This is a genomic window from Seohaeicola sp., from assembly GCF_048006315.1.
In the GTDB taxonomy this organism is placed as follows: domain Bacteria; phylum Pseudomonadota; class Alphaproteobacteria; order Rhodobacterales; family Rhodobacteraceae; genus Seohaeicola.
In genome coordinates this window covers 1,942,010-1,965,872 of sequence record NZ_CP180350.1, presented here as the reverse complement: position 1 = coordinate 1,965,872, position 23,863 = coordinate 1,942,010, and the positions used below count along the sequence as shown (strand labels likewise).

Here is a 23,863-nt window from a genome sequence, read left to right as displayed (position 1 = left end):
GGAGGATAACAGAATGACTTTCATGAAAACGGCGCTTCGCAGTGTCGCCGCAGCCGCCATGCTGGCAGGCATGAGCGTGGCCGCCCATGCGCAGGAAGTGACATTGAAGCTGCACCAGTTCCTGCCGGCACAGGCCAACGTGCCGAAGTTGGTCCTGGACGTCTGGGCCGACAAGGTCGAGGCGGACAGCAATGGCCGCATCAAGATCGAGCGTTTCCCCTCGATGCAGCTGGGTGGCACCCCGCCCGAACTGATCAACCAGGTGATCGACGGCGTGGCCGACATCGTCTGGACCGTTGCGGGCTATACGCCGGGCCGCTTCCCGCAGGCCGAAGTGTTCGAACTGCCCTTCATCATGACCAATGCCGAAGCGACAAGCCGCGCCTATTGGGAATTCGCCGAAGCCAACATGCTTGAAACCGACTACAAGGATTTCAAGACGCTGGCCGTCTGGGTCCATGGTCCCGGCATCATCCATTCCAAGAACCCGATCACCTCGGTCGCGGATCTGAACGGTGTGAAACTGCGCGCACCCACGCGCACCACGACCAAGCTGTTCACCGAACTGGGCGCGACCCCGATCGGCATGCCGGTGCCTGCGATCCCGGAATCGCTGTCCAAGGGCGTGATCGATGCGACGGTCATTCCGTGGGAAGTGACCGCCGCGCTGAAAGTGGCGGAACTGGTGGGCAACCACACGACCTTCGGCGATGATGCGCTGTACACGACCTCTTTCATCTTCGCGATGAACAAGGACAAGTACAACAGCCTCCCCGATGACCTGAAAGCGGTGATCGACAACAATTCGGGCATGGAGTTCTCGGCTTTCGCGGGCAAGACCATGGCCGGTGCCGACGAGCCGTCGATGAAGCTGGCGATGGATCGTGGCAACAACATCATCAACCTGACACCCGAGCAGGTTGCCGAGTGGAAAGCCGCAGCCTCCGGCGTCGAGGCTGCCTGGATCGAAGACCTGAACAAGACGGGTCTTGATGGTCAGGCTGTCGTCGATCAGGCCCGTGCGCTGATCGCAAAGCACACGAAGTAATACGTGACAAAGGGTCCCGCGGCGCTATCGTCGCGGGACTTTCCTATGGCTTCCACAGTTCGACAAGGCAGGGGCACACATGCAGAGGTTCATGACCAATCTGTCGCGTTTCATGGCGATACTGGGCGGTATCGTTCTGACCGCGCTGATCATTCTTGTTTGCGTGTCGGTGCTGGGGCGTACGCTGAACGGGTTTCTGCATTCCGAGCCGGTCGTTGCTGTTCTGGGTGATTTCGCCAAGACGCTGCTTGATGCGGGCGTCGGGCCGATCCTGGGCGACTTCGAACTGGTCGAGGCCGGCGTCGCCTTTGCGATCTTCGCCTTCATACCTTTCTGCCAGATCACCGGCGGTCATGCGACGGTGGACATCTTTACCTCCATGCTGCCGCTCAAGGCGAACCGCCTGCTGCAGATGGTGATCGATATCGTATTCGCAGGCGTCCTGATCCTGATCGCGATGCAACTCTACGAGGGCATGCTGTCCAAGATGCAATATCGCGAAACCACGTTCCTGTTGCAGTTCCCCGTCTGGTGGTCCTACGCCGCAAGCCTTGTCGCTGCGGTCGTGTCCGCCATCGTGAGCGTCTATATCGCAATCATCCGCATGGGCGAGTTTTTCGGCAACCGTACAATCCTGTCCATCGGGGGAGCAGACCATTGACCAACCTTGAAATCGGGATGGCCTCCTTTCCCGTCCTGCTGACACTGATCTTCCTGCGTGTGCCGATCGGGTTGGCCATGTTCCTTGTGGGGTTGTTCGGTCTCTATTTCACCACCGGCAGCTTCAACATGGCGTTTTCGCGCCTGAAGTCCGAAACCTATTCGACCTTTTCCAGCTATTCGCTGTCGATCATCCCGATGTTCCTGCTGATGGGCCATTTCGCGACCCTGGGCGGCATGTCGCAATCGCTTTTCAAGGCCGCCGAGGCCTGGCTTGGTCACCGCAAGGGCGGCGTCGCCATGTCCGCCGTCGGCGCCTGTGCCGGTTTCGGTGCGATCTGCGGGTCGTCCCTGGCGACTGCCGCCACCATGAGCCAGGTCGCCCTGCCGGAACTGCGCCGCTACGGCTATGCAGGTGGCTTTTCGACGGCAACGCTGGCGGCCGGCGGCACCCTGGGCATCCTGATCCCACCCTCCGTGATCCTCGTGGTCTATGCCATCCTGACAGAACAGAACATCGCCAAGCTGTTCCTGTCGGCCTTCGTGCCGGGCATTCTGGCGGCCATCGGCTACATGATCACGATTGCCGTCTATGCGCGCATTCATCCCGATCGTGCCGGAACCGCCCGCGAGCCCATGCCCTATGCCGACCGGCTGCGTGCGCTGCGCGATGTCTGGCCGGTGCTGACCGTCTTCCTGGTCGTTGTCGGCGGGATCTACCTTGGTGTCTTCACCCCCACGGAAGGGGCCGCCGTCGGCGCATTGGGTACCGGTCTGATCGCGATTGTGAACGGTGGCCTGAACCGGCACAGCTTTGTGGAAAGCTTCATGGCGACGGCCCGTTCCACCGCGATGATCTTCTTCATCGTGCTGGGGGCCGCGTTCTATAACGGCTTTCTGGCGCTGACCCAGTTGCCGCAATCGCTGTCCACCTATGTCGCCGAGCTGGGATTGAGCCCGTGGATGGTCCTGACCGTGATCCTGCTGCTTTACCTTGTCTTCGGCGCGGTGATGGACAGCCTGTCGATGATCCTGCTGACGATCCCGATCTTCTTCCCGATCATCAGCGCCCTTGATTTCGGCATGACCCCCGAGGAAGTGGCGATCTGGTTCGGCATCCTGGTGCTGATCGTCGTCGAAGTGGGGTTGATCACCCCGCCTGTGGGCATGAACCTTTTCGTCATCAACTCGATGGACCGGTTGACCCCGATGATCGAGACCTACAAGGCGGTGATGTATTTCGTGGCCTCCGATATCATTCGCGTGATCATTCTTGTTCTGTTTCCGGGCATTACCCTGTTCGCCCTGCGCCTTCTCTACTGACCACGACGCGTCCGGCGCCCCCTGCTGACGGTGGCGCCGGATGAAATCCCGGGCCGTTTTCGTCCAGATAGTTATGACACATAGCCAAAAAGGCCAGCCAATGACCAGAAAGCCGTTACAGACCCTGAAACTCGAGATCGACGGACCGGTCGCCACCCTGACGATGAACCGGCCGGACAAGCGCAATGCAATGAACGATCAGTTGCTGGCCGAACTGGATGCCTTCTTTTCGCAGCCACCGGAAGGGGTGAAGGTGGTGATCCTGACCGGCACAGAGGGCCATTTCTGTTCGGGCCTCGATCTGAGCGAGCATGTCGCGCGCGATGCCGAAGGCACGCTGCGCCATTCGCGGTCCTGGCATGCGGTGATGGACAAGATCCAGTATTCGGGCCTGCCGGTCGTGTCGGCCATGTTCGGCGCGGTGATCGGGGGCGGTCTTGAACTGGCCACCGCAACCCATGTGCGCATCGCCGAACCTTCGGTGATCTTCCAGCTGCCCGAAGGACGGCGCGGCATCTACGTGGGCGGAGGCGCCTCTGTCCGGGTTGGCCGTATCCTGGGTGCGGATCGGATGACCGAGATGATGCTGACCGGCCGCAAATACGATGCCGAGGAAGGCCTGCGCCTTGGCCTGTGCCACTACAGCGTCGGTCCGGGCGAGGCGATGGGCCTGGCGCGGGAGTTGGCCGAAAAGATCGCGCGCAACGCGGGCCTGTCCAACTATGTGATGATCCATGCACTGGCCCGTATCGAAGACATGTCCAAGGCCGACGGGCTGTTCACCGAAAGCCTGTGCGCCGCGCTGACCCAGACCAGCCCCGATGCGCAGGAGGGTCTCAAGGCTTTCCTTGACAAGCGCAGCCCGCAATTCCGGTGACGCCATGAGCAGCAAACAGAAACATGCACCGGATGTGAAACCTGCCGAGGCCACGACGGCGCAATTCGGGCTGGACCGTGCCCTGCGCGACCTTGTTGGCTATACGATGAAACGCGCCACCAACATCATCATGGCGGATGCCGCCCGTGTTCTTGAACCGCTCGGCCTGCGGATCACCACCTTTTCCGCGCTGTCGGTCATCTGTGACACGCCCGATGTCACGCAGTCGCAACTGGCGGCCAGCCTGAACATGGAACGGTCGAACACGGTTCTGATCATCGACGCGCTGGAAGAGGCAGGCCTGATCGGACGCCACCGCGTTCTGACTGACCGGCGGTCCTTCGCGCTCCGCGCGACCCTGGCCGGAACCTGCCGCCGCCGCGCGGCTGTCGCCGCGCTTCAGGCGCATGAGGATGTGATGCTGGCCGATCTCGACGCCGAGGAGCGGGCAACACTTGTTGCCCTGCTGCGCCGCATCGACCGCTCTGGACAGGGGGCACAGGAATGACGGGATGTCTTGCGCAGCAGGTTCTCTCGGATATCCGCGCAGATGGCCGGATCCTCTTGCGCTCGGCCCATCCGCTGGGCCCTGTGGCCAACACCACGGGGGATTGGTTGCATCGCTGGGCAGGGGAAACGCCTGATGCGATTTTCCTTGCGGACCGTTCGGGCGCGGGCTGGCGCGAACTGGATTACCGGTCCGCGCTGCAGATGGTGCAGGCGCTGGGCGGCTGGCTGATCGGGCAGGGATTTGCGGCCAGCGGGCCCGTCCTGATGCTGTCGGGCAATTCCGTAGACCACGGCCTGCTGGCCTTGGCGGCGCAATATGTGGGCATGGCGAATGTGCCCGTGGCCGAGCAATATGCCCTGATCCCCGGCGCCCATGACCGGCTGTCCCATATCGTGCGGGCCGTGCGCCCCTCGCTGATCCATGTCGATGATCCAGCCACCTGCGCCGCAGCCCTGGACCTTCCGGCCCTGGCCGGCATTCCCGTCATCGCAAGCCGCCCCGACCCTGCGCGCCGGACCCTGTCGATGGACCAGGCCCTGCAGGGCGATGCGGCGGTGGATGTGACCGCCGCCCATGCCGCCGTCACACCTGACACATTGGGCAAGATCCTGTTCACCTCGGGATCGACCTCCATGCCCAAGGGCGTGCTGACGACACATCGCATGATGTGCGTGAACCAGACCCAGATCGCCGATGTCCTGCCCCTGCTGCGCGCGCGCCGCCCGCGCATCCTGGACTGGCTGCCGTGGAACCATGTGTTTGGCGGATCGCATAATTTCAACATGATGCTGGCCAATGGCGGCGCGCTCTATATCGACGATGGCAAGCCGACGGACGCCCTGTTTCCCCGCACGTTGGAAAACATGCAGATGCAGACCGGCACGCTAGCCTTCAACGTGCCCATCGGCTTTTCCCGGCAACTGGCCGCGCTCAAGGCGGATGCCGATCTGCGCCGCCGCTTCTTCACGGGTCTCGATCTGACATTCTACGCGGGCGCGTCCCTGCCGCAGGAAGTCTGGACCGGCTTTGCGGACATGGCGCGCGAGGTCACGGGCGATGTGCCGTTGATGATCTCGAGCTGGGGGATGACCGAAACCGCCCCGGCCGTGCTGCTGACCCACGAGCGGATCAACCGGTCCGGGATCGTGGGCGTTCCCTTGCCGGGCACCGAGGTCTGCCTGATCCCCGAGGATGAAGGCCGGTTCGAGATGCGCGTGAAGGGACCGAATGTGCTGAAAGGCTATCTCGACGATCCTGAAAAGACGGCGCAAGCCTTCGACGACGAGGGCTTCCTGATCACGGGCGATGCGGTGCGCTTTGTCGATCCGGCCCAGCCCGACAGGGGCCTGTCCTTCGACGGGCGTATCTCGGATGATTTCAAGCTGACCTCGGGCACCTGGGTCCGGGTTGCCAGCCTGCGGGGACAGATCCTTGCCGCGCTTGACGGGCTTGCCGCCGATGCGGTGATCACCGGGCATGACCGCGACACGCTGGGTGTGCTGATCTTTCCGGTGGGACGCCCCGAACCGGGGCTTGCCGACCAGATCGCAGAGCGGCTTGGGCCCTTGTCCAGGGCGGCCACCGGTTCGGCCACGCGTGTCGGCCGCGCCATGGTCATGACCGAACCCGCCAGCCTTGCCGAGGGCGAGATGACGGCCAAGGGCAACCTCAACACAAGGCGGGTTCTGACCCGCAGGGCCGCGCTTGTCGAAAGGCTTTATGCGCCCGCCGACCCCGAGGTGATCCAGCTATGAGGCATCCCTGCTTCCCGATCCACAATACCCCTGTTGTCCGGGGCGCCACGTCAGCGCCCTGTCCGAGCCCGTGAAAGGACTGACCATGATCGACCTAGACAAGATCCGTGCCATCGATATCCACACCCATGCCGAAGAACCCTGCGGATGCCATTCCGACGACGGCTATGACGATCTGCAATCCACCATGGCCAAGTACTTTGGCGCGCCGTGGTCGCATCCGCCGACGATCACCGAAACCGCCGCGCATTACCGCGCGCAGAACATCGCCGCCGTGATCTTTCCGGTCGATGCCGAACGCGAGACCGGCTATCGGCGCTACAAGAACGAAGAAGTGGCCGAACTGGCTGCCGAGAATTCCGATGTGCTGATCCCCTTTGCCTCGATCGATCCGCACAAGGGCAAGATGGGCGTGCGCGAAGCGCGCCGCCTCGTCGAACATTACGGGATCAAGGGGTTCAAGTTCCACCCGACATTCCAGGGCTTCTATCCCAACGAACGTTTCGCCTATCCCCTCTACGAGGCGATCCAGGAGGCGGGTGCCATCGCCCTGTTTCACACCGGTCAGACCGGCGTGGGTTCGGGGATGCCGGGCGGCAACGGGATGCGGCTGAAATATTCCAACCCGATGTACCTGGATGATGTAGCCGTGGATTTCCCCGACATGAAGATCATCATGGCGCACCCATCCTTCCCCTGGCAGGAAGAGGCGCTGGCCGTCGCCCAGCACAAGCCCAATGTCTATATCGACCTGTCGGGCTGGTCGCCCAAGTATTTCCCGCCGATCCTGGTGCGCTACGCCAACTCGATCCTGCGGAAAAAGGTCCTTTTCGGTTCGGACTGGCCCATGATCAGCCCCGAGCGTTGGCTGGCGGATTTCGAGAAGATCGACATCAAGGACGAACTGCGCCCCGACATCCTCAAGAACAATGCGGCGCGCCTGCTGGGGATGGTCTAGGGCAAAGGGACGCGGGGCTGCAGGGCAGGGCGTGACAATCCCGCGCCTTGCTGATGAAATGCGCGCAAGACCCGTCGCAGATGAAAAACTCGCCTCATGACGCACCCATCCAGCCCCGCCGCCGTCCAGCCACCCGTCAGCCATAGCCAGCTGGAACATTACCCGGTTACATTTTTTGCCATCGTGATGGGGCTGTCGGGGTTCTCCATGGCGCTGCATGCCTTTGAAAAAGCCCATGGCCTGGGGCCTCAGGCCTCGGGCGTCACCTACTGGCTGACCATCGCGGCCTTTCTGGCCATTGCGGCGGTCTACCTGCTGAAGGCCTCGCGCTACCCGGCGGCGGTGCGCGCGGAATGGAACCATCCCGTCAGGCTGGCCTTCTTTCCGGCCATCTCGATCTCGCTTCTGCTTCTGGCCACGCTGACATTGCCGCGTGCGCCCCAACTGGCCGAACCGCTCTGGCTGTTCGGCATGGGTCTGCAAGGGGCACTGACCATCGCCGTCATTTCCGGCTGGATCGGCCACCGCGCCTTTCAGACGCCGCAACTGTCACCGGCCTGGTTCATTCCCGCCGTCGGCAACGTGATCGTCCCGATCGCGGGGGTGCAGATGGGTTATGTCGAGATCAGCTGGTATTTCCTGTCCGTCGGCCTGATCTTCTGGGTGGTGCTGCTGACCCTCGTGATGAACCGGTTGATCTTTCACGATCCGATGCCCGGCAGGCTGCAACCCACGCTGGTCATCCTGATCGCGCCGCCCGCCGTGGGGTTTCTGGCCTGGGTGCGCCTGACCGGGGATATCGACGCGTTCGCACGCATCCTGATGAATGGGGCCTACCTGTTCACGCTGCTGGTGGCCGTGCAACTGCCGCGTATCGTCCGGCTGCCCTTCGCACTGTCCTTCTGGGCGCTGTCCTTTCCTTTCGCAGCCGTGACCGCCGCCAGTTTTCTTTATGCCGACCGCACAGGATCGGCGGTACATGCCCTGTTCGGAACAGGGCTGATGGGGGTCCTTGTCATCATCATTGCCGCCCTTCTGTTCAGAACCTTGCGCGCCATGCGCGCGGGTGAGATCTGCCAGCCGGAATGACGACAGGGGCGACCCGTCAAGGCCGCCCCCCGTTTCTTCTTGCTGCAAATATCCCCGCCGGAGGCTCCTGCCCTGTCCACAAGGGCAGGCGATGCCGGATCAGGCGACCTTGACGATCTGCTTTCCGAAATTGCCGCCCTTGAGCATCCGCATGAAGGCCGCCGGCGCGTTCTCCAGCCCTTCGGCGATATCTTCCTGAACCGCGATCTTGCCGCTTGCGACCATCGGGCCAACCTCGGACAGGAAGGCCGGGAAATGGTCGAAATGGTCCGAGATGATGAAGCCGTGCACATGCATCCGGTTCACCAGGATCGTGCGCCACAGCTTGGGCAGGTTGTCCTTGCCGGAGCTGTCCGAGGCGCCGCCAAGCCCGCCCAGGTCATACCAGCTGATCATGCCGCAGACGGGGATGCGGCCGCCCACGTTCATCAGCGGGATCACCCCTTCCAGCACCTTGCCACCGACATTCTCGAAATAGATGTCGATACCCTTGGGGCAGACCTCGGCCAGGGCGGCGCGCATTTCGCGCCCGTCCGCATGGGCGCGGTGATCCAGGCAGACGTCAAAGCCGAATTTTTCGACCGCCAGCTTGCACTTGTCGGCCCCGCCTGCGATGCCCACGACCCGCAGCCCGCGCGCCTTGGCGATCTGACCCACCATCGAGCCGACAGGCCCGGTGGCGGCGGCGACGACCAGCGTTTCGCCTTCCTTCGGTTTGCCATATTCGGTCAGGCCGAACCAGCCGGTGAAGCCGGGCATGCCCAGAACGCCCAGTGCCGCCGTGACCGGCCCATGGGCCGGGTCCAGCTTGCGCAGTTCGCGCCCCGGCAGGCACCCGTGGCTGGCCCAGCCGAACATGCCGAAGGCGATGTCGCCCGGCTTGAAATGCGGGCTGTTGGACGCGATCACCTCGCCGACCGCACCGCCTTCCATGGTGCCGCCGACCGGCACGGGTTTGGCATAGGATTTCGCATCATCCATACGCCCCCGCATGTAGGGGTCCAGCGACATGTAGAGAACCTTGACCAGGACCTCGCCTTCGCCGGGGACCGGCATCGGCGCCTCCTCGTGGCGGAAATCCTCGGGCACGGGCGAGCCGCTGGGCCTGCGGGCCAGGGCGATGCGTTTCATCATCTCGGTCATTGGTGATCTCCTTCATGTGTCATGCGCGCCCTTCGCGGATCGCGCCTATGCGTGGTGTCGACGGATTGGCCTAGCGTCCGCGATAGCGAAAAACGCCCGTGCCCGTGGCGATCAGCGTTCCCAACTCGTCCTTGACCGTGCCTTCGGCGAAAAAGGTCTTGCGCCCGCCGCCGGTGACGCGGCCTTCGCCGATCATCACCTTGCCTTGGGCCTGCGCGACGAAGTTCACCGTCATGGACAGTGTCATCGCCATTTGCCGGTTGTCGGGATCACCCGTATGGCAGCCGCAAAACCCCATCACGGTATCAAGCATCATCGCGTGCACGCCGCCATGCGGGATGCCGAAACGGTTCATCAGGAAAGGTTCCAGCGGCAGTTCGAAGCGGCTGTAGCCCGCGGACCAGCCTGTCATCACGAAACCCAGATGCGCCTGCAGCGGATAGGGGTCTTCGATCAGGGCGGGATCAAGTTCCTGCATGGTCATCCTTTCCGTGCGGCGTCCAGCCCGCTTTGCGCAAAAAGCGGCACGAAGCTGCCCAGCTTGCGTGCCCGTTCGGGGTTCGATGCATTGCCATCCACCGCGCGTTTCAGCACGCCTTGCAGGATGCAGCCCATGCGGAAAAACGCGAAGGCCAGGTAGAAGCCGAAACCGTCGATCCCCGGCAGCCCGCGCCGGTCGCAATAGGCGGCGATGAACTCTGCGTCGGTCATCAGGCCCTGTGCCGCGCGGTCCACCCCGGCCAGCCCGCGTCCCTCGTTGCCGGGCGGCATGCCCCATTGCATCAGGACAGCGGCCAGATCGGCATAGGGATGCCCGGTCGTGGACAGTTCCCAATCCAGAACCGCCAGGCAGGTCGGGCTGTCCTTGGCGAAAAGCATGTTGTCGATGCGGTAGTCGCCATGCACCAGCGTGCGTTGCCCGTCATCGGGCGGAATATTGCTGTCCAGCCAGGCGATCAGCTCTTCCATGGGGGCGATATGATCCATCTCCGAGGCGCGATACTGCTTGGTCCAGCGATCGATCTGGCGGCGGTAGTAATTGCCTTCGGGCCCGTAGTCGTTCAGCCCGGTCGCGTTCAGGTCGACGGAATGGATCGCGGCCAGCACGCGGTTCATCTCGTCCTGAACCGCACGACGGTCTGCGCGCGCCAGTTCGGGCAGGCGGGGGTCGTCGAAATGGCGGCCGTTCACCTCGTCCATCACGTAAAAGGCCGAACCGATGACGCTCACGTCCTCGCAAAGCACATGCATCCGCGCCACGGGCACATCGCTGCCGGCCAGTGCCTTTTGCACCCGGAATTCGCGTTCCACCGCATGGGCGGATTTCAACAGGATGCCCGGCGGCTTGCGGCGCAGCACGTATCGGCCTTTTGGCGTGATCAGGCGGAACGTGGGGTTGCTTTGCCCACCTGCGAATTTCTCGGCCGTCACCGGGCCTTCGAAGCCCTCGAGATGTTGCGACAACCAAGCGGCGACGGCATCGGTATCAAGCTGGGCTGCGGCATGGGTGGTCATCGCCCTGTCCTTTCTCAGCTATAGGTCAGCAGCCGCGCGGCATTGGCGGCGGTGATATGCGGGGTCTCGTTGAACGTGCCCAGATGTTCGCCGCGCGGCGTCACCACGATCCGGCAGAGCGAGCAGTTCTTGATCTGCAACTGCAACCGGATCATCGCATCGGCGGGGGCGTCCATCACCTCGGCCACGGATTGCCCGATCGCCCCGCCCGAGGTGACAACGATCACCTGTTCATGATCCTGCGCGATGGCCTGTGCGCGCGCATCGCGCACGCGGGCGGCAAAGGCAGCATAAGGTTCCGGCGGGTCGATGATATCGCCCTTCTGCCATTCCAGAACCGTTTCGCGCAGGGTCTTGAAATGCAGCCGACGGTCCGTGTGCAGGTCCGCAGGGCGTTCTTTTCCGCGATAGCGCGCGTTCAGCAACCCGCCGAAGTCAAACTCGTTGAAGCCGGGCAGCACACCGGGATCGGTCGGAAAGCCAAGGGCTTCGTTGATCCCTTCCCATGTCTCGCGGTGCCGTCGCTGCGCCCCGATGAACACGGCATCCGGCCTTGCGCCCAAAGCCACAAGCGCCCGGCCCAGTTCGCGGGACTGTTCGTGCCCCAGCTCGGACAGCTTGTCATAATCTGCCGCGCCGAAACTGGCCTGCGCGTGTCGGATCAGCCAGAGTTCAGCCATTCACGATCTCGCGCATTTCAGCCTTTGCCGCAGCATATTCGGTTGCCAGGCGATCCACCAGCGCGCGCGCGGGGCCAACAGTCTTGACCGCGCCGATACCCTGGCCCGCGCCCCAGATTTCCTTCCATGATTTGGGCTTTGACCGCCCTTCGCTGAAATTCATGCTGGATGCGTCAGCAGTCTCAAGGTTGTCCGGATCCATGCCCGCCCGCACGATGGATGGCTTGAGGTAGTTGCCATGCACGCCCGTGAACAACGAGGAATAGACGATATCCTCGGCTCCGCTCTCGACGATCATCTGTTTATAGGCTTGATCGGCATTTGCCTCTTCGGTCGCGATGAAGGGCGATCCGATATAGGCCAGATCGGCACCCATCGCCTGCGCGGCCAGGATCGACCTGCCGGTCGATATGGCGCCGGACAAGAGCACCGGCCCCTCGAACCATTCGCGGATTTCCGAGATCAGCGCCAATGGCGATTGCGCCCCCGCATGGCCGCCCGCACCGGCGGCGACCGCGATCAGGCCGTCCGCACCCTTTTCGATGGCCTTCTTGGCAAAGCGGTTGTTGATGATGTCATGCAGGGCAATGCCGCCGCAATCATGCGCGGCCTCGTTCACCTCGACCCGCGCGCCAAGGCTGGTGATCCAGATCGGGACCTTCCACTTGTGGCAGATCTCGATATCCCGCTCCAGCCGCGCATTTGATCGGTGCACGATCTGGTTGACGGCAAAGGGCGCGGCCGGGAAATCGGGGTTGGACTGGTTGTGGCGGTCCAGCTCTTCGGTGATGCGTTTCAGCCAGGTCTCAAGCATGATCGGTTCGCCCGCCGCTTCCCGCGCGTTGAGCGCGGGAAAGCTGCCGACCACGCCGGCCTTGCACTGGGCGATCACCAGATCCGGGTTCGAGATGATGAACAGCGGTGAGGCGACAACAGGGATCCGAAGCCCCTGCAACTGTTTGGGCAACTGACGCATCAAAGTACCTCGAACAGGCCTGCAGCCCCCATGCCGCCACCGACGCACATGGTGCAGACGACATATTTCGCGCCGCGCCGCTTGCCCTCGATCAGGGCGTGGCCGACCATGCGCGCACCCGACATGCCGTAGGGGTGGCCGATGGAAATCGCGCCGCCGTTCACGTTCAGCAATTCGTCCGGGATGCCCAGAACGCGCTGCGATTGCAGAACCTGGCTGGCGAAGGCCTCGTTCAGTTCCCACAGGCCGATGTCGTCCATGGTCAGGCCATGGGCGGCCAGCAGCTTGGGCACCGCATAGATCGGGCCGATCCCCATCTCGTCCGGCTCGCATCCAGCGGCCATCACGCCGACATAGCGGCCCAGCGGTTGCAGCCCGCGGCGCTCGGCCTCTTTCGCTTCCATCACCACCGAGGCGGATGCCCCGTCCGACAATTGCGAGGCATTGCCCGCGGTGATGAACTTGCCTTCCTTGACGACCTGCCCATCCTTGAACACCGGCGCCAGCGCCTGCAGGTTTTCCAGCGTGGTCGAGGGGCGGTTGCCTTCGTCCCTGGTCAGGGTCACTTCCTTGAACGAGATTTCCTTGGTGTCCTTGTCCATCACGCCCATCATCGAGGTGAGGGGCACGATCTCGTCGTCGAACTTGCCTGCGTCCTGTGCCGCGGCGGTGCGCTGCTGCGATTTCAGGGCATAGGCGTCCTGATCCTCGCGGCTGACACCATAGCGCGAGGCGACGTTTTCGGCGGTCTCCAGCATCGACATGTAGAGCGCAGGCTTGTGGTCCTTGATCCAGGGGTCGCCCGCCCGGTCGGTACGCATGTTCTGGTTCTGCACAAGGCTGATCGATTCCACGCCGCCGCCGATCACGATATCCATGCCGTCATGGATCACCTGCTTGGCGGCGGTCGCGATGGCCATCATGCCGCTGGCGCATTGCCGGTCCAGCGACATGCCGGCGATGGTCACGGGCAGGCCCGCGCGGATCACGGCCTGCCGGCCGATGTTGCCGCCGGTCGACCCCTGCTGGATCGCGGCGCCGATCACGCAATCGGAAATCTCGTGCCCTTCCAGACCGGCGCGCGACACGGCATGGCGCACGGCATGGCCGATCAGCTCCTGCGCCTGGGTGTTGTTGAAGGCACCGCGATAGGCCTTGCCGATCGGGGTGCGGGCGGTGGATACGATTACGGCGTCACGCATGGTTCTGTCCTTTCAGGGTCATTCGTTCCACGGCAGCGGCAGGCCACGGGCCTCGGCTGCCATGCGGGCGTATTTACGGGTCTGTGCAAAGGCGTCCTTCATTTCGGACTGCCCTTGCGGATCGCGGATCTGGGCCAAGGCGGCCATGACGCCTTCGGGCGTCAGCCCCTCGCCCTGAAGGGCCACGCCTGCGGTTTCCATGATTTTCGTCTCGGTGAAACATCCCGCACCCGCGCCCATGATCATCTTGGTCGGCGCATCCTCGGACACCAGCGCCAGAAGACCGGGGGTAATCGTTTCGGGCTGCAACAACTCCAGCGTTTCGGGGGGCAGCAGGCTTTCGGTCATCCGCGTGGCGGCAGTCGGGGCCAGCATGTTGACGCGGATGCCGTATTTCGCACCTTCCTGCGCCAGCACGTTCATCAGCCCAAGAAGCGAGGATTTGGCCGCGCCGTAGTTGGACTGGCCGAAATTGCCATACATCCCCGACCCCGATGTGGTGTAGACGATCCGCCCGTAGCCGCGTTCGACCATGTGCCGCCACAGCGCATGAGTGGTGTGAACCGACCCCATCAGATGCACATCCAGCACCTTGCGGAAATCCTCCATGGTGACCTTGGCAAAGGTCTTGTCACGCAGGATGCCCGCATTGTTCACCAGAATGTCCACATGGCCAAACTCGGCGATCGCCTCGTCCACCATGGCCTGCACCTGGGCCGCATCCGTCACATCGGCGCCGTTGGCGATGGCGCGGCCACCCATGGCGCGGATTTCCTCGACCACGGCGCGGGCGGCATCGGATGATTGCCCGATCCCGTCGGTGGATGCCCCCAGGTCGTTGACCACGACCCGCGCGCGGCGCGCGGCAAGGCCCAGGGCGTGACACCGCCCCAGGCCCACGCCTGCGCCGGTCACGATGGCCACGCGGCCGTCAAAGCGAATGCTTCTCATGCTGTCGTTCCTTCGAAATAGCGCCGTGACAGCCATTCGGCGACCAGCGCGGGCTTGTCCTGTCCTTCGATCTCGACCGTGACATGCATGATGAACTGCACCTCTCCGGGGCGGACATCCGTGAGTTCGGCCAGCGTGAAACGCCCCCGGATCCGTGCCCCCGATCTGACCGGCGAGACAAAACGTATCTTGTTGAACCCGTAGTTGACGCCCATCACGGCCCCTTCGATGGATGGCATCTGGTAGGCCATCGACGACAGCAGAGACAGGGTCAGGAACCCATGCGCGATGGTGCCGCCGAAAGGTGTCTGTGCGGCGGCGGCGGGGTCGACATGGATATACTGGTGATCAAAGGTGCAATCGGCGAAGGCATCGATCTGGGCCTGCGTGATCGTGACCCATTCGGAGATGCCGATTTCGCTGCCGATCATCGACTCGAAGGTTGCACGGCTGACGGCTTTCGTGACGGGCAGGGTCATGATCTTACAGGTCCTCGTTGAACAGGCTGCCGGGGGCGTTCGACTGCATGCCGCCCGACAGCGGCAGGATCGCACCGGACAGATAGGCCCCGCCGCGTCCGCACAGGTATTGCAGCGCGCCCGCGATATCCTCGGGCGTGCCGACACGCCCCAATGGCACACCCTGCGCCGATTTCCTGCGGCCTTCCTCGTCCGCAAGGGCGAATGCGGTCATCTTGGACACGAAGGGCCCCGGAGCGATGGCGTTGACGGTGATGCCCTGCGACGCGAGGTCATTGGACAGGACACGCGTCATGTGATGCACGGCACCTTTCGACACGGCATAGGAATAGGTCATCGTGCCCTTGGGAATGTCGCCCATGACCGAACCCACATTGATCACGCGGGCGGGGTCCCCTTCGGTTCTGGCGGCCAGAAGCAGCGGCAGCAGGCTTTGCGTCAGGTGAAACATGCCCGTGACATTGAGGCGCAAGAGCTTGTCCCAGGCGTCATAGGGATGTTCGCCCAGCGGTGCGCCCCAGGTGCGGCCCGCGTTATTCATCAGGATATGCAGCCTGTCGGTGCGGCGCCCGACCTCGGCCACCATCGCGGCGATCCCTTCCTCGGTCGCGACATCGCCACCGAAGCCTTCGGCGGAACCCGCGACACCCAGGGCGTTGATCTCGGCTGCAACGGCCTCGCAGGCGTCCGCCTTGCGGCTGGCGATCAGAACGCGCGCGCCGGCGGCGGCCAGTCCTTCTGCGGCCATGCGTCCGATGCCTGTCGCGCCTCCGGTGACCAGCGCCACCTTGCCGGTCAGGTCGAACAGATGCCCAGGTGTCAGTGTCGATGTCATGTCAGGTCCTTCCCTTCAGAATCCGCGCAACGCGGCGATGACCGCAGCGTGATGGCCGTAATCGCCCAGCCATTCGGCCCCCACGCGGGCGCGCTTCATGAAAAAGCCGATGTCATGGGCATCGGTCATGCCGATACCGCCATGCATCTGTACCGCCTCGGATACGGCCAGTTTCGCCGTCTGCGCCGCACGTGCCTTGGCGAGCGATACGGCAAGCCCTGCATCCGCAGGCATATGGTCCAGCAAGCGACCCGCGTTGGCGATGGCGCTGGCTGTCACCTCGATCTCGGACCACAGATGCGCGGCACGATGCTGCAGGGCCTGAAAGCTGCCGATGGTGCGGTCGAACTGGCGGCGATCCTTCAGATACCCCAGCGTGATCGCGGCAGCACCGCCCGCGAGGCCCGTAAGTTCTGCGGCCAGTGCCGCCTGTCCCGCCTGAAGGCCGGGGCGCAGCGCGGCAAGCCCGTTGTCCAGATCGCCGATGATGTCGTCGCCTGTCGCCTCGACCCCGTCAAAGACCAGACGCGCATGATCGCGGCTGTCGATGGTGGAAAGCGTTTGCCGATCCAGCCCGGCGCGGGCGGCGTCGATATCGAAAAGCGTCAGCCCCGCGTCATCGCCAGCCATGCCGGATGTGCGCGCCAGAACCAGAATGCGACCAGCGGTGGAACCATCCGCGACAAACGCCTTGGCCCCGGACAGCCGGAACGCATTGCCCTGCCGTTCCGCCTGCAGTGCCGTGGCAGCGGGGGCGAATTTCGGCCCCTCGTCAAGTGCCAGCGCATAAGTCGCCTCACCCGCCGCAATCGCCTGCAAGGCACCATGTGCGCGTGGCCCCGCGTCACGCAGCACTGAAGCGGCGATCACGGCAGTCGACAGAAAGGGCGAGGCCGCCAGCGTGCGGCCCATCTCTTCGGACAGGATGCCCGCAGCGCGGTGGCCCATGTCGGCGCCGCCCGCATCCTCGGGCACCAGCACGCCGGTCCAGCCCATCTGTGCCATTTCGGCCCACAGGGCGGGGTCATGCGCGCGCCCCGCATCGCGGTTGGCGCGCAGGGCAGACACCGGCGCGAAATCCGCGATGAACCCGCGCGCGGCATCGCGCAGCATGACCTCGTCTTCGGTATCCAGCAGGGAAGGTGTCATGTCGTTCATTGGTTCGGCATCTCCAGCACGCGCTTGGCGATGATGTCCAGCATGACCTCGGTCGTGCCGCCCTCGATGGAATTGGCCTTGGTCCGCAGCCATTCGGGCGCAAGCCCGCCCTGTGTGCCGTCCCATTCCACGCCTTCGCTGCCGGCTGTCGCCATCAGCAGCTCGTAGCGGCGCTTGTTCAATTCGGTCCCGTAGTATTTCAGCATTGCGCTGGCATTTCCCACGCCGCGCCCCGCTTCGGCCTGATCCTTGTAACGCTCCATCGTCAGGCCAAAGGCCAGGGCATCGACCTCCAACTGCATCGCCTCGGCGCGCAGGACCGGATCGGCCATGACGTCACCCTCCTGCGAGGCGAGGATCTGGCTGACGGATCGCCCGCCCAGCAACCCGCGCGCGCCGCCACCGATCATCTCGCGCTCATGGGTCAGCAGGTATTTCGCGATATCCCAGCCGCGGTTCAGCTCGCCCACAAGGTTTGTCTTGGGCACTTTGACGTTGTCGAAGAATGTCTCGCAGAATGGGGATTTGCCGGAAATCAGCCGGATCGGCCGGGTGGTGATGCCCGGCGTTTCCATGTCCATCAACAGGAAAGAGATGCCCTTGTGCTTGGGCGCGTCGCGGTCGGTGCGCACCAGCGCAAAGATCCAGTCGGCGCGGTCGGCATAGGAGGTCCAGATCTTCTGGCCGTTGACCAGCCAGTGATCGCCCATGTCCTCGGCGCGGGTCTGCACATTGGCCAGATCCGATCCGGCGCCCGGCTCGGAATAGCCCTGGCACCAGCGGATCTCACCGCGCGTGATCTTTGGCAAATGTTCGGCCTTCTGTTCTGCGTTTCCGAATTCCAGAAGCGCCGGCCCCAGCATCCACAGGCCGAAGCTTTCCAGCGGCGGCGGCGCGCCCAGACGCTCCATTTCCTCGCGGTAGATCTTTTCCTGCGCGCGGCTCAGCGCGGCTCCACCGTACTCGGCCGGCCAGCGCGGCGCGGTCAGACCGCGCGCGACGGCGCGTTCCAGCCAGAGGCGTTGATTGTCATCGGTGAAGGTCCATTTCCGGCCACCCCAGACGATCGCGTTTTCGTCCATCGGGCGACCCAGCAGGGGGGCGGGACAGTTCGCACTGATCCAGGCCGCGATGTCGGCACGGAATCCGGCAAGATCCTCGGTTGCGTCGGACATATCACCCCTCCCTCGGCTTTATGTTCGCAATGCGGAAATGAATTTCACGATCCAAGGCAACATCATCTTGACCCAACCGTCAAGCGCACCTTGGACTGTCCCGGTCATTCCGTAACGTGACTTGCGGGGCCGTCGCCGTCGAGGCCGGCCCCGCGCAGGTGCGCTTCAGCGCAGATCGGGCAGTTTGTAATCGGCGAACTGCTGGCGCAGCGTCAGCTTGGACACCTTGCCCGTGGCGGTCAACGGCAGCGCCTCGACCCAGACGATATCGTCGGGCAACTGCCATTTGGCGAAATGCCCATCCATATGCGCGTGGATCTCCTCCAGCGAGGGTTTGTCTGCACCTGCTGCAACCGCGACGAGGACCGGACGCTCGTCCCACTTGGGATGGGGCATGGCGATGGCCGCGCAGGAGGCGATGCCCGGATGGGCCATGGCCACGTTTTCCAGGTCGATCGAACTGATCCATTCGCCACCCGATTTGATCAGGTCCTTGGACCGGTCCTGGATCGACAGGAACCCGTTGGGATCGATCGAGGCGATATCGCCCGTACCGAACCAGCCTTCGGCGTCGATCACCTTTCGCGTGGCCTCTTCGTTGTTGAAATAGCCCGACACCACCGTGTTGCCGCGCACATAAAGCTCGCCCACGGCCTTGCCGTCATGCGGCTGTCGCTTGCCGTTGTCATCGACGATCTTCAGGTCCACGCCAAAGACGCGGCGGCCCTGCTTGGCCTTGGCGTCGATCATCTTGTCGAAGGGCAGTTTCTTGACCCAACCGGGCATGTTGCCATGGGTGCCGATCGGGCTCATTTCCGTCATGCCCCAGGCATGGCCCACGTTCACCCCCAGCTTCTCGAAGGTTTCGATCATCACGCGCGGCGCGGCGGACCCGCCCACGATCACATCGCCAAAGCCGTTGGGGATGCGGCCCTGGGTCTTGATCTCTGTCAGCAGGCCTTGCCAGACGGTCGGCACGCCCCACGCAGAATAGACGCCTTCATTGTCCATCAGCTTGAAGATGCTCGGCCCGTCCAGTGCGGGTCCCGGCATGACCATGGACAGGCCCACCATCGGCGCGGCATAGGGCAGACCCCAGGCATTGACGTGAAACAGCGGCACGACTGGCAGCACCTTCGCGCCCTCGGGGAAGGCCGATCCCATGACCAGCGAGATCATCAACCCGTGCAGCACGGTGGAGCGGTGCGAATAAAGCGCGCCCTTGGGATTGCCCGTTGTCCCCGAAGTATAGCACAGCCCCGAGGCGGTATTCTCGTCCAGTTCCGGCCAGTCGAATGCCGTGGGCTGGCCGTCCAGCAAGTCTTCGTAGCACAGGGCGTTCAGGCTGTTTTCCGGCATATGCGCGCGGTCGGTCATGATCACATAGACCAGCGAGGCCGGAAGCTGATCCTTCAGCTTTTCCAGGATCGGCACGAAGGTCAGGTCCACGAACAGAACCTTGTCGCCCGCATGTTCGACGATATAGGTCATCTGCTCGGCACTCAGACGCGGGTTGATCGTGTGGCAGACAGCACCGATGCCGGAAATGGCATAATAAAGCTCGAAATGGCGGTATCCGTTCCAGGCGAGGGTGGCCACACGGTCGCCGACGTCCACCCCCATGCCTTGCAGCGCATGCGCCAGTTGCGACACGCGCGCCAGCGTCTCGGGATAGGTCTGGCGGTGTATGTCGCCTTCGGTCCGGACGGACACGATCTCGGCCCGGGGATGCGCTTCGGCCGCATAGGTCAGGATGTCGCTGATCATCAGCGGCCTGTTCATCATCATGCCCTGCATTTGGTTCTCCTCCCATTCGCAATCATGTTGCCCGGACCCTAGCGCGATGCGCGCCGTTGCCAAAGGTAAAATCCGTTCACGTCCAGCGGCTTTGCCGCTGCGTCATTCGGTCACTGTGCTTGCTGGCGACAAGCGACATCCCTAGGCTTGCCGGAACGCGCGCCATCCCGCCCCGGTTGCCGCGCCCGATCAGGAGGAGACGACCATGAAAGCCATCATCTGCAATGCCTTCGCCCCGCTGGATCAGCTGGAATTCGGCGAGATGCCGGACCCCGTGGCCAAGGATGACCAGGTGGTCATCAAGGTCGAGGCGGCAGGCGTGAACTATCCTGATGGGTTGCTTGTGCAGGGGCTTTACCAGATGCGCCCCGAACATCCCTTCGTGCCGGGGATGGAAGCGGCTGGCGTGGTGGAAAGCGTGGGCCCCGATGTGAAGCGGCTGAAGGTCGGGGACCGGGTCGCCACGATCTGTTCGCTGGGCGGTTATGCCGAAAAGGTCGCCGAGACGGAGGCGCGGGTTTTCCCGATTGGTGACATGGATGCGGCGGATGCCTGCGCGCTGCTGGTGGCTTTCGGCACCTCGCATCATGCGTTGAAACAGCGCGCGCATCTTCAGCCGGGCGAAACCCTGGTGGTTCTGGGGGCTGCCGGCGCCACGGGTGTGGCCGCGATCCAGATCGGCAAGATCATGGGCGCGCGGGTGATCGCCGTCGCCTCGACCGATGACAAGCGTGCCATCGCGCGCGAGAATGGCGCGGACGAGGCCATCGGCTATGAAAACCTCAAGGACACGCTGAAAGAGATGACCGGCGGCAAGGGCGTGGATGTGGTCTACAACTCGGTAGGCGGCGCGGCGTTTGACGCCTGTGCGCGGTCCATGGCCCGCAACGGCAGGCTGCTGATCATCGGTTTTGCCGGGGGCGAGATCCCGAAATTCCCGGTCAACCTGGCTCTGGTCAAGGAATTCAGCGTCGTGGGCGTGTTCTGGGGCAACTTCACCCGGCACGAGCCGCAGGTCTATGCCGACAACATGCGCGAACTGCTGGGCTGGTATCAGGCGGGCACGGTCAAGCCGTTGATCGAAGGGCGCTATCCGCTGTCGCAGGCGTCCGAGGTGCTGACCCGCGTGCTGGGGCGCGGTGCCGTGGGCAAGATCGCCCTGTTGCCGTGAATGGGCGAGGGGCCGGGGCGCTGATCAGCCGCCGATGCGCCCCACCTTCTGCACCATTTCCAGAAGCCGGGGGCCAAGCTCGGCCTCGATCCTCTCGCGCGGCAGGATATAGGCGGGTCCGCCAAGGTTGAAGGCCAGCATCGGGGCATCCCCCTGTGGCGAACGGTAAGGCACGGCAACCGAATTCACGTCCGATTGCCAGCTTCCGATATTGGCGTAGAATCCGCGCGTGCGGATCTGTTCGGCGGCCTCTTCGACCTCTTCGCGGATGCGGGGCATGTCGGCGGGTGGTGTGCGCGCCTCGATCAGTTCCATGATCTGGGCGCGTTCCGTCGCATTGGTGCCCGCGATATAGGCCCGCCCCATGGCCGAGCGCGCCAAGGAGATGCGCGAGCCGACGTTCAGCTGCAACGAGATCATGCCCCGCGCTGCGCGCGCGCAAGCGATATAGGTCATCGAATGATCGTCGCGCCCGCCAAGCGCCACCAGAACACCGTCGCCGCAGGCATCGGCCAGTTCCTGCATCAGGGGTTGCGCGGTCTCGCGGACCTTCAGCCCGCCCAGGCAGGCATAACCCAGGCTGAGAACGGGCACACCCATGCGGTACCGCCCGGTGCCCTCGTCATAGACCAGGTACCCCAGTTTCAGCAGCGTATAGGTCAGCCGCGAGACCGTGGAATTTGGCAGGCCGGTCCGATCTGCCAGGTCACGGTTGCCAAGGCCGGAACGGTCGGCCGGTGTGAAGGCGCGCAGGATGTCCAGCCCCCGATGCAGGGCGGTCACGAACTGGCGATCCTCGGCGTGATCCTTGTCCTCGATCTCTGGCGCGGTGTCTGCGGCTCTTTTCCTCACGGTTCGGTTCCTGTCCTGCTGTCTGTCTGCGTCGCGAACTCGGCTTCGGTCAGCGCGCGCCACAATACCTTGCCCGCGCCCGATCTGGGTAGACTGTCCATGAACGCCACCTTGGTCGGACATTTATAAGCCGCCATCTGCGTCTTGCACCAGTCGATCACGGCCTTCTCGGTCAACTGGCCACGCGCCTTTGGCGTCGGAACAACACATGCCTTGACGGTTTCGCCCCGGCGCGGGTCGGGGGCCGCGATCACGCAGACCTCTGCGATATCGGGATGGCGGTGCATCAGCGCCTCGACCTCGGCGGGCCAGACCTTGAAGCCCGAGGCATTGATCATCCGCTTCACGCGGTCGACCATGAAGAAGTAGCCGTTCTCGTCATAGTAACCCAGATCGCCGGTGCGGAAGAACCGCTTGCCCTCGATGTCCAGAAACGCCTCGGCGGTGGCCTTGGGATTGTTCCAGTAGCCCAGGAAAACCTGCGGGCCGTGGGTCACGATCTCGCCCACCTCGCCCTGGCCCAGTTCGGCGCCGACATCCCCGCTTTCGGTCACGGCCAGGATACGACTGTCCACGTCGAACATCGGCACGCCCAGGCATTGCCGCTTGGGCGCATGCACAGGGTTGGTATGGGTCGCGGCCATGGTTTCCGACAGGCCATAACCTTCGATGTAATCAAGGCCGGTGATCACCTTGAGCTTGTCCGCCACCGCCTCGGGCATCGAGGCGCCGCCGCCGCCGATCGCCTTGAGGCTGGACAGGTCATAGCCGCCGACATCGGGATCGTTCACAAGGTCGATCGCCATCGTCGTGATCGAGCGCCAGCGCGTGACCCGGTGCCGCTGTATCAGGGCGGCGGCATGGGCGCGGTTCCAACGGATCAGGATCACGATGCAGCCGCCCTTGATGACCGGGCCGTTCATCACGCCCTGCATGCCCGTGACATGAAAGAAGGGCAAGGTGGCCAGATGAACGTCCTCTTCGCTGGACGGGTTCCAGATCAGCCCGCCCCATGCGGTTTCCATCACCGTGCGATGGCTGTGCATGCAGCCCTTGGGCTGGCCCGTCGTGCCGGAACTGTAGGGGATCACCGCCAGGTCATCGGGCTGCGCCAGATGCGGGCCGGGTTGCAACCCGGCCGCCAGCGCATCTTCCCAGCGGGTCAGGCCGGTGCCCTGAACATCGGCGGCATCCAGCGCCGCAAGCGCCTCGGGCAGGGGGATGTCGCTGTCCGGATCGGTTCCCGCGGCATAGGTCGCGACCAGCACCCGGTCCAGCAGGCCTGCCGCGATCAGCGGCGCACTGTCGCCCAGACCTTCCTGACCGCCGATCATCAGACGCGCCCCTGTGTCGCGGGCCAGATGGTCCAGTTCGGCGCCCCGGCTCATCGGGTTGACGGGCACCACCACCGCATCGGCGCGCAGGGTGGCGAAATAGCCGATCACGAAATGCGGGCTGTTCTGCACACCCAGCAACACCCTGTCACCCTTGGCGATCCCCGCCTTGGCCTGCATCCAGCCCGCCAGCCGTTCCACATCGGCCAGCAGATCGGCATAGGTCCATTCCCGGCCATAGAAGATCAGCGCCTTGCGGTCGGGAAAGCGTGCGGCGGTTTCCGCGAGATTGGCGAACAGCGTACGGTCGGGCGCATCGAGCGATTTCGGCATCCCCTCGGGCCAGATGGCATAGTGGCGTGTCATCATGGGCAT

General features: G+C 63.8%; 23 protein-coding genes. 9 read left to right on the top strand and 14 right to left on the bottom strand.

Going from position 1 to position 23,863, the window contains the following annotated elements; all coding sequences use genetic code 11:
* Positions 1 to 13: 13 nt before the first annotated feature.
* The 8 genes from ACMUJL_RS09890 to ACMUJL_RS09855 all read left to right on the top strand — a co-directional run bounded on the left by ACMUJL_RS09890 (position 14) and on the right by ACMUJL_RS09855 (position 8,220).
* Positions 14 to 1,048 (top strand): TRAP transporter substrate-binding protein, encoded by a 1,035-nt coding sequence (locus tag ACMUJL_RS09890; RefSeq protein WP_068294159.1) that lies wholly within the window; start codon positions 14 to 16, stop codon positions 1,046 to 1,048.
* Between the two features lie 91 nt (positions 1,049 to 1,139).
* The gene (locus ACMUJL_RS09885; protein ID WP_416914239.1) at positions 1,140 to 1,709 is read left to right on the top strand and encodes a TRAP transporter small permease; all 570 of its coding nucleotides are present in this window, start codon (positions 1,140 to 1,142) and stop codon (positions 1,707 to 1,709) included.
* A complete protein-coding gene (locus ACMUJL_RS09880) occupies positions 1,706 to 3,031 on the top strand; it encodes a TRAP transporter large permease (RefSeq protein WP_068294153.1) in 1,326 nt (441 codons plus the stop codon). The genes ACMUJL_RS09885 and ACMUJL_RS09880 overlap by 4 nt, the downstream gene beginning before the upstream one ends.
* A gap of 100 nt (positions 3,032 to 3,131) precedes the next feature.
* Positions 3,132 to 3,908: a crotonase/enoyl-CoA hydratase family protein gene (locus ACMUJL_RS09875; RefSeq protein ID WP_068294150.1), complete on the top strand. Its 777-nt coding sequence runs from the start codon at positions 3,132 to 3,134 to the stop codon at positions 3,906 to 3,908.
* 4 nt (positions 3,909 to 3,912) lie between these two features.
* Positions 3,913 to 4,416, top strand: coding sequence for a MarR family winged helix-turn-helix transcriptional regulator (locus ACMUJL_RS09870; protein ID WP_375568617.1), 504 nt, complete (start codon positions 3,913 to 3,915; stop codon positions 4,414 to 4,416).
* The gene (locus ACMUJL_RS09865) at positions 4,413 to 6,173 is read left to right on the top strand and encodes an AMP-binding protein (RefSeq protein ID WP_068294148.1); all 1,761 of its coding nucleotides are present in this window, start codon (positions 4,413 to 4,415) and stop codon (positions 6,171 to 6,173) included. The genes ACMUJL_RS09870 and ACMUJL_RS09865 overlap by 4 nt, the downstream gene beginning before the upstream one ends.
* Before the next feature lie 85 nt (positions 6,174 to 6,258).
* The gene (locus ACMUJL_RS09860; protein ID WP_068294144.1) at positions 6,259 to 7,131 is read left to right on the top strand and encodes an amidohydrolase family protein; all 873 of its coding nucleotides are present in this window, start codon (positions 6,259 to 6,261) and stop codon (positions 7,129 to 7,131) included.
* Between the two features lie 96 nt (positions 7,132 to 7,227).
* Positions 7,228 to 8,220, top strand: coding sequence for an SLAC1 anion channel family protein (locus ACMUJL_RS09855; RefSeq protein ID WP_375568619.1), 993 nt, complete (start codon positions 7,228 to 7,230; stop codon positions 8,218 to 8,220).
* 99 nt (positions 8,221 to 8,319) lie between these two features.
* Here the strand turns inward: ACMUJL_RS09855 and ACMUJL_RS09850 are convergent, their stop codons facing one another.
* From ACMUJL_RS09850 to ACMUJL_RS09795, 12 genes are all read right to left on the bottom strand, one after another.
* Positions 8,320 to 9,363, bottom strand: coding sequence for an NADP-dependent oxidoreductase (locus tag ACMUJL_RS09850; RefSeq protein WP_375568621.1), 1,044 nt, complete (start codon positions 9,361 to 9,363; stop codon positions 8,320 to 8,322).
* A 70-nt stretch (positions 9,364 to 9,433) separates the two neighbouring features.
* Complete coding sequence (locus ACMUJL_RS09845) at positions 9,434 to 9,847, bottom strand: PaaI family thioesterase (protein ID WP_375568623.1); 414 nt, start codon at positions 9,845 to 9,847, stop codon at positions 9,434 to 9,436.
* Positions 9,844 to 10,878, bottom strand: a complete 1,035-nt coding sequence (locus tag ACMUJL_RS09840) for a phosphotransferase family protein (protein ID WP_068294130.1) — start codon at positions 10,876 to 10,878, stop codon at positions 9,844 to 9,846. Before ACMUJL_RS09840 ends, ACMUJL_RS09845 begins: the two co-directional genes overlap by 4 nt.
* Positions 10,879 to 10,892: 14 nt before the next feature.
* Positions 10,893 to 11,558 (bottom strand): histidine phosphatase family protein, encoded by a 666-nt coding sequence (locus ACMUJL_RS09835; RefSeq protein ID WP_068294127.1) that lies wholly within the window; start codon positions 11,556 to 11,558, stop codon positions 10,893 to 10,895.
* Positions 11,551 to 12,534, bottom strand: coding sequence for an NAD(P)H-dependent flavin oxidoreductase (locus tag ACMUJL_RS09830; RefSeq protein ID WP_375568626.1), 984 nt, complete (start codon positions 12,532 to 12,534; stop codon positions 11,551 to 11,553). Before ACMUJL_RS09830 ends, ACMUJL_RS09835 begins: the two co-directional genes overlap by 8 nt.
* Entirely contained in the window at positions 12,534 to 13,736 is a 1,203-nt protein-coding gene (locus tag ACMUJL_RS09825) for an acetyl-CoA C-acyltransferase (RefSeq protein WP_068294121.1), read from the bottom strand. The genes ACMUJL_RS09830 and ACMUJL_RS09825 overlap by 1 nt, the downstream gene beginning before the upstream one ends.
* Positions 13,737 to 13,754: 18 nt before the next feature.
* On the bottom strand, positions 13,755 to 14,687 hold the full coding sequence (locus ACMUJL_RS09820) for an SDR family NAD(P)-dependent oxidoreductase (protein WP_375568628.1): 933 nt from the start codon (positions 14,685 to 14,687) through the stop codon (positions 13,755 to 13,757).
* Positions 14,684 to 15,166: a MaoC family dehydratase gene (locus ACMUJL_RS09815; RefSeq protein WP_416914238.1), complete on the bottom strand. Its 483-nt coding sequence runs from the start codon at positions 15,164 to 15,166 to the stop codon at positions 14,684 to 14,686. Before ACMUJL_RS09815 ends, ACMUJL_RS09820 begins: the two co-directional genes overlap by 4 nt.
* 4 nt (positions 15,167 to 15,170) lie before the next feature.
* The gene (locus ACMUJL_RS09810) at positions 15,171 to 16,001 is read right to left on the bottom strand and encodes an SDR family NAD(P)-dependent oxidoreductase (RefSeq protein ID WP_068294111.1); all 831 of its coding nucleotides are present in this window, start codon (positions 15,999 to 16,001) and stop codon (positions 15,171 to 15,173) included.
* Between the two features lie 15 nt (positions 16,002 to 16,016).
* The gene (locus ACMUJL_RS09805) at positions 16,017 to 17,150 is read right to left on the bottom strand and encodes an acyl-CoA dehydrogenase family protein (protein WP_375568632.1); all 1,134 of its coding nucleotides are present in this window, start codon (positions 17,148 to 17,150) and stop codon (positions 16,017 to 16,019) included.
* Positions 17,151 to 17,155: 5 nt separating this feature from the next.
* Positions 17,156 to 18,334, bottom strand: a complete 1,179-nt coding sequence (locus tag ACMUJL_RS09800; protein ID WP_375568634.1) for an acyl-CoA dehydrogenase family protein — start codon at positions 18,332 to 18,334, stop codon at positions 17,156 to 17,158.
* A 165-nt stretch (positions 18,335 to 18,499) separates the two neighbouring features.
* Complete coding sequence (locus tag ACMUJL_RS09795) at positions 18,500 to 20,131, bottom strand: long-chain-fatty-acid--CoA ligase (protein ID WP_375568636.1); 1,632 nt, start codon at positions 20,129 to 20,131, stop codon at positions 18,500 to 18,502.
* A 205-nt stretch (positions 20,132 to 20,336) separates the two neighbouring features.
* Between ACMUJL_RS09795 and ACMUJL_RS09790 the strand changes: the two genes are divergently transcribed.
* Positions 20,337 to 21,302: an NADPH:quinone oxidoreductase family protein gene (locus tag ACMUJL_RS09790; protein WP_375568638.1), complete on the top strand. Its 966-nt coding sequence runs from the start codon at positions 20,337 to 20,339 to the stop codon at positions 21,300 to 21,302.
* Between the two features lie 24 nt (positions 21,303 to 21,326).
* Here ACMUJL_RS09790 and ACMUJL_RS09785 read toward each other — a convergent pair whose 3' ends face one another.
* Together ACMUJL_RS09785 and ACMUJL_RS09780 are read right to left on the bottom strand one after the other, a co-directional pair.
* The gene (locus ACMUJL_RS09785; RefSeq protein ID WP_375568640.1) at positions 21,327 to 22,154 is read right to left on the bottom strand and encodes an IclR family transcriptional regulator; all 828 of its coding nucleotides are present in this window, start codon (positions 22,152 to 22,154) and stop codon (positions 21,327 to 21,329) included.
* Positions 22,151 to 23,863 (bottom strand): long-chain-fatty-acid--CoA ligase, encoded by a 1,713-nt coding sequence (locus ACMUJL_RS09780; protein WP_375568642.1) that lies wholly within the window; start codon positions 23,861 to 23,863, stop codon positions 22,151 to 22,153. Before ACMUJL_RS09780 ends, ACMUJL_RS09785 begins: the two co-directional genes overlap by 4 nt.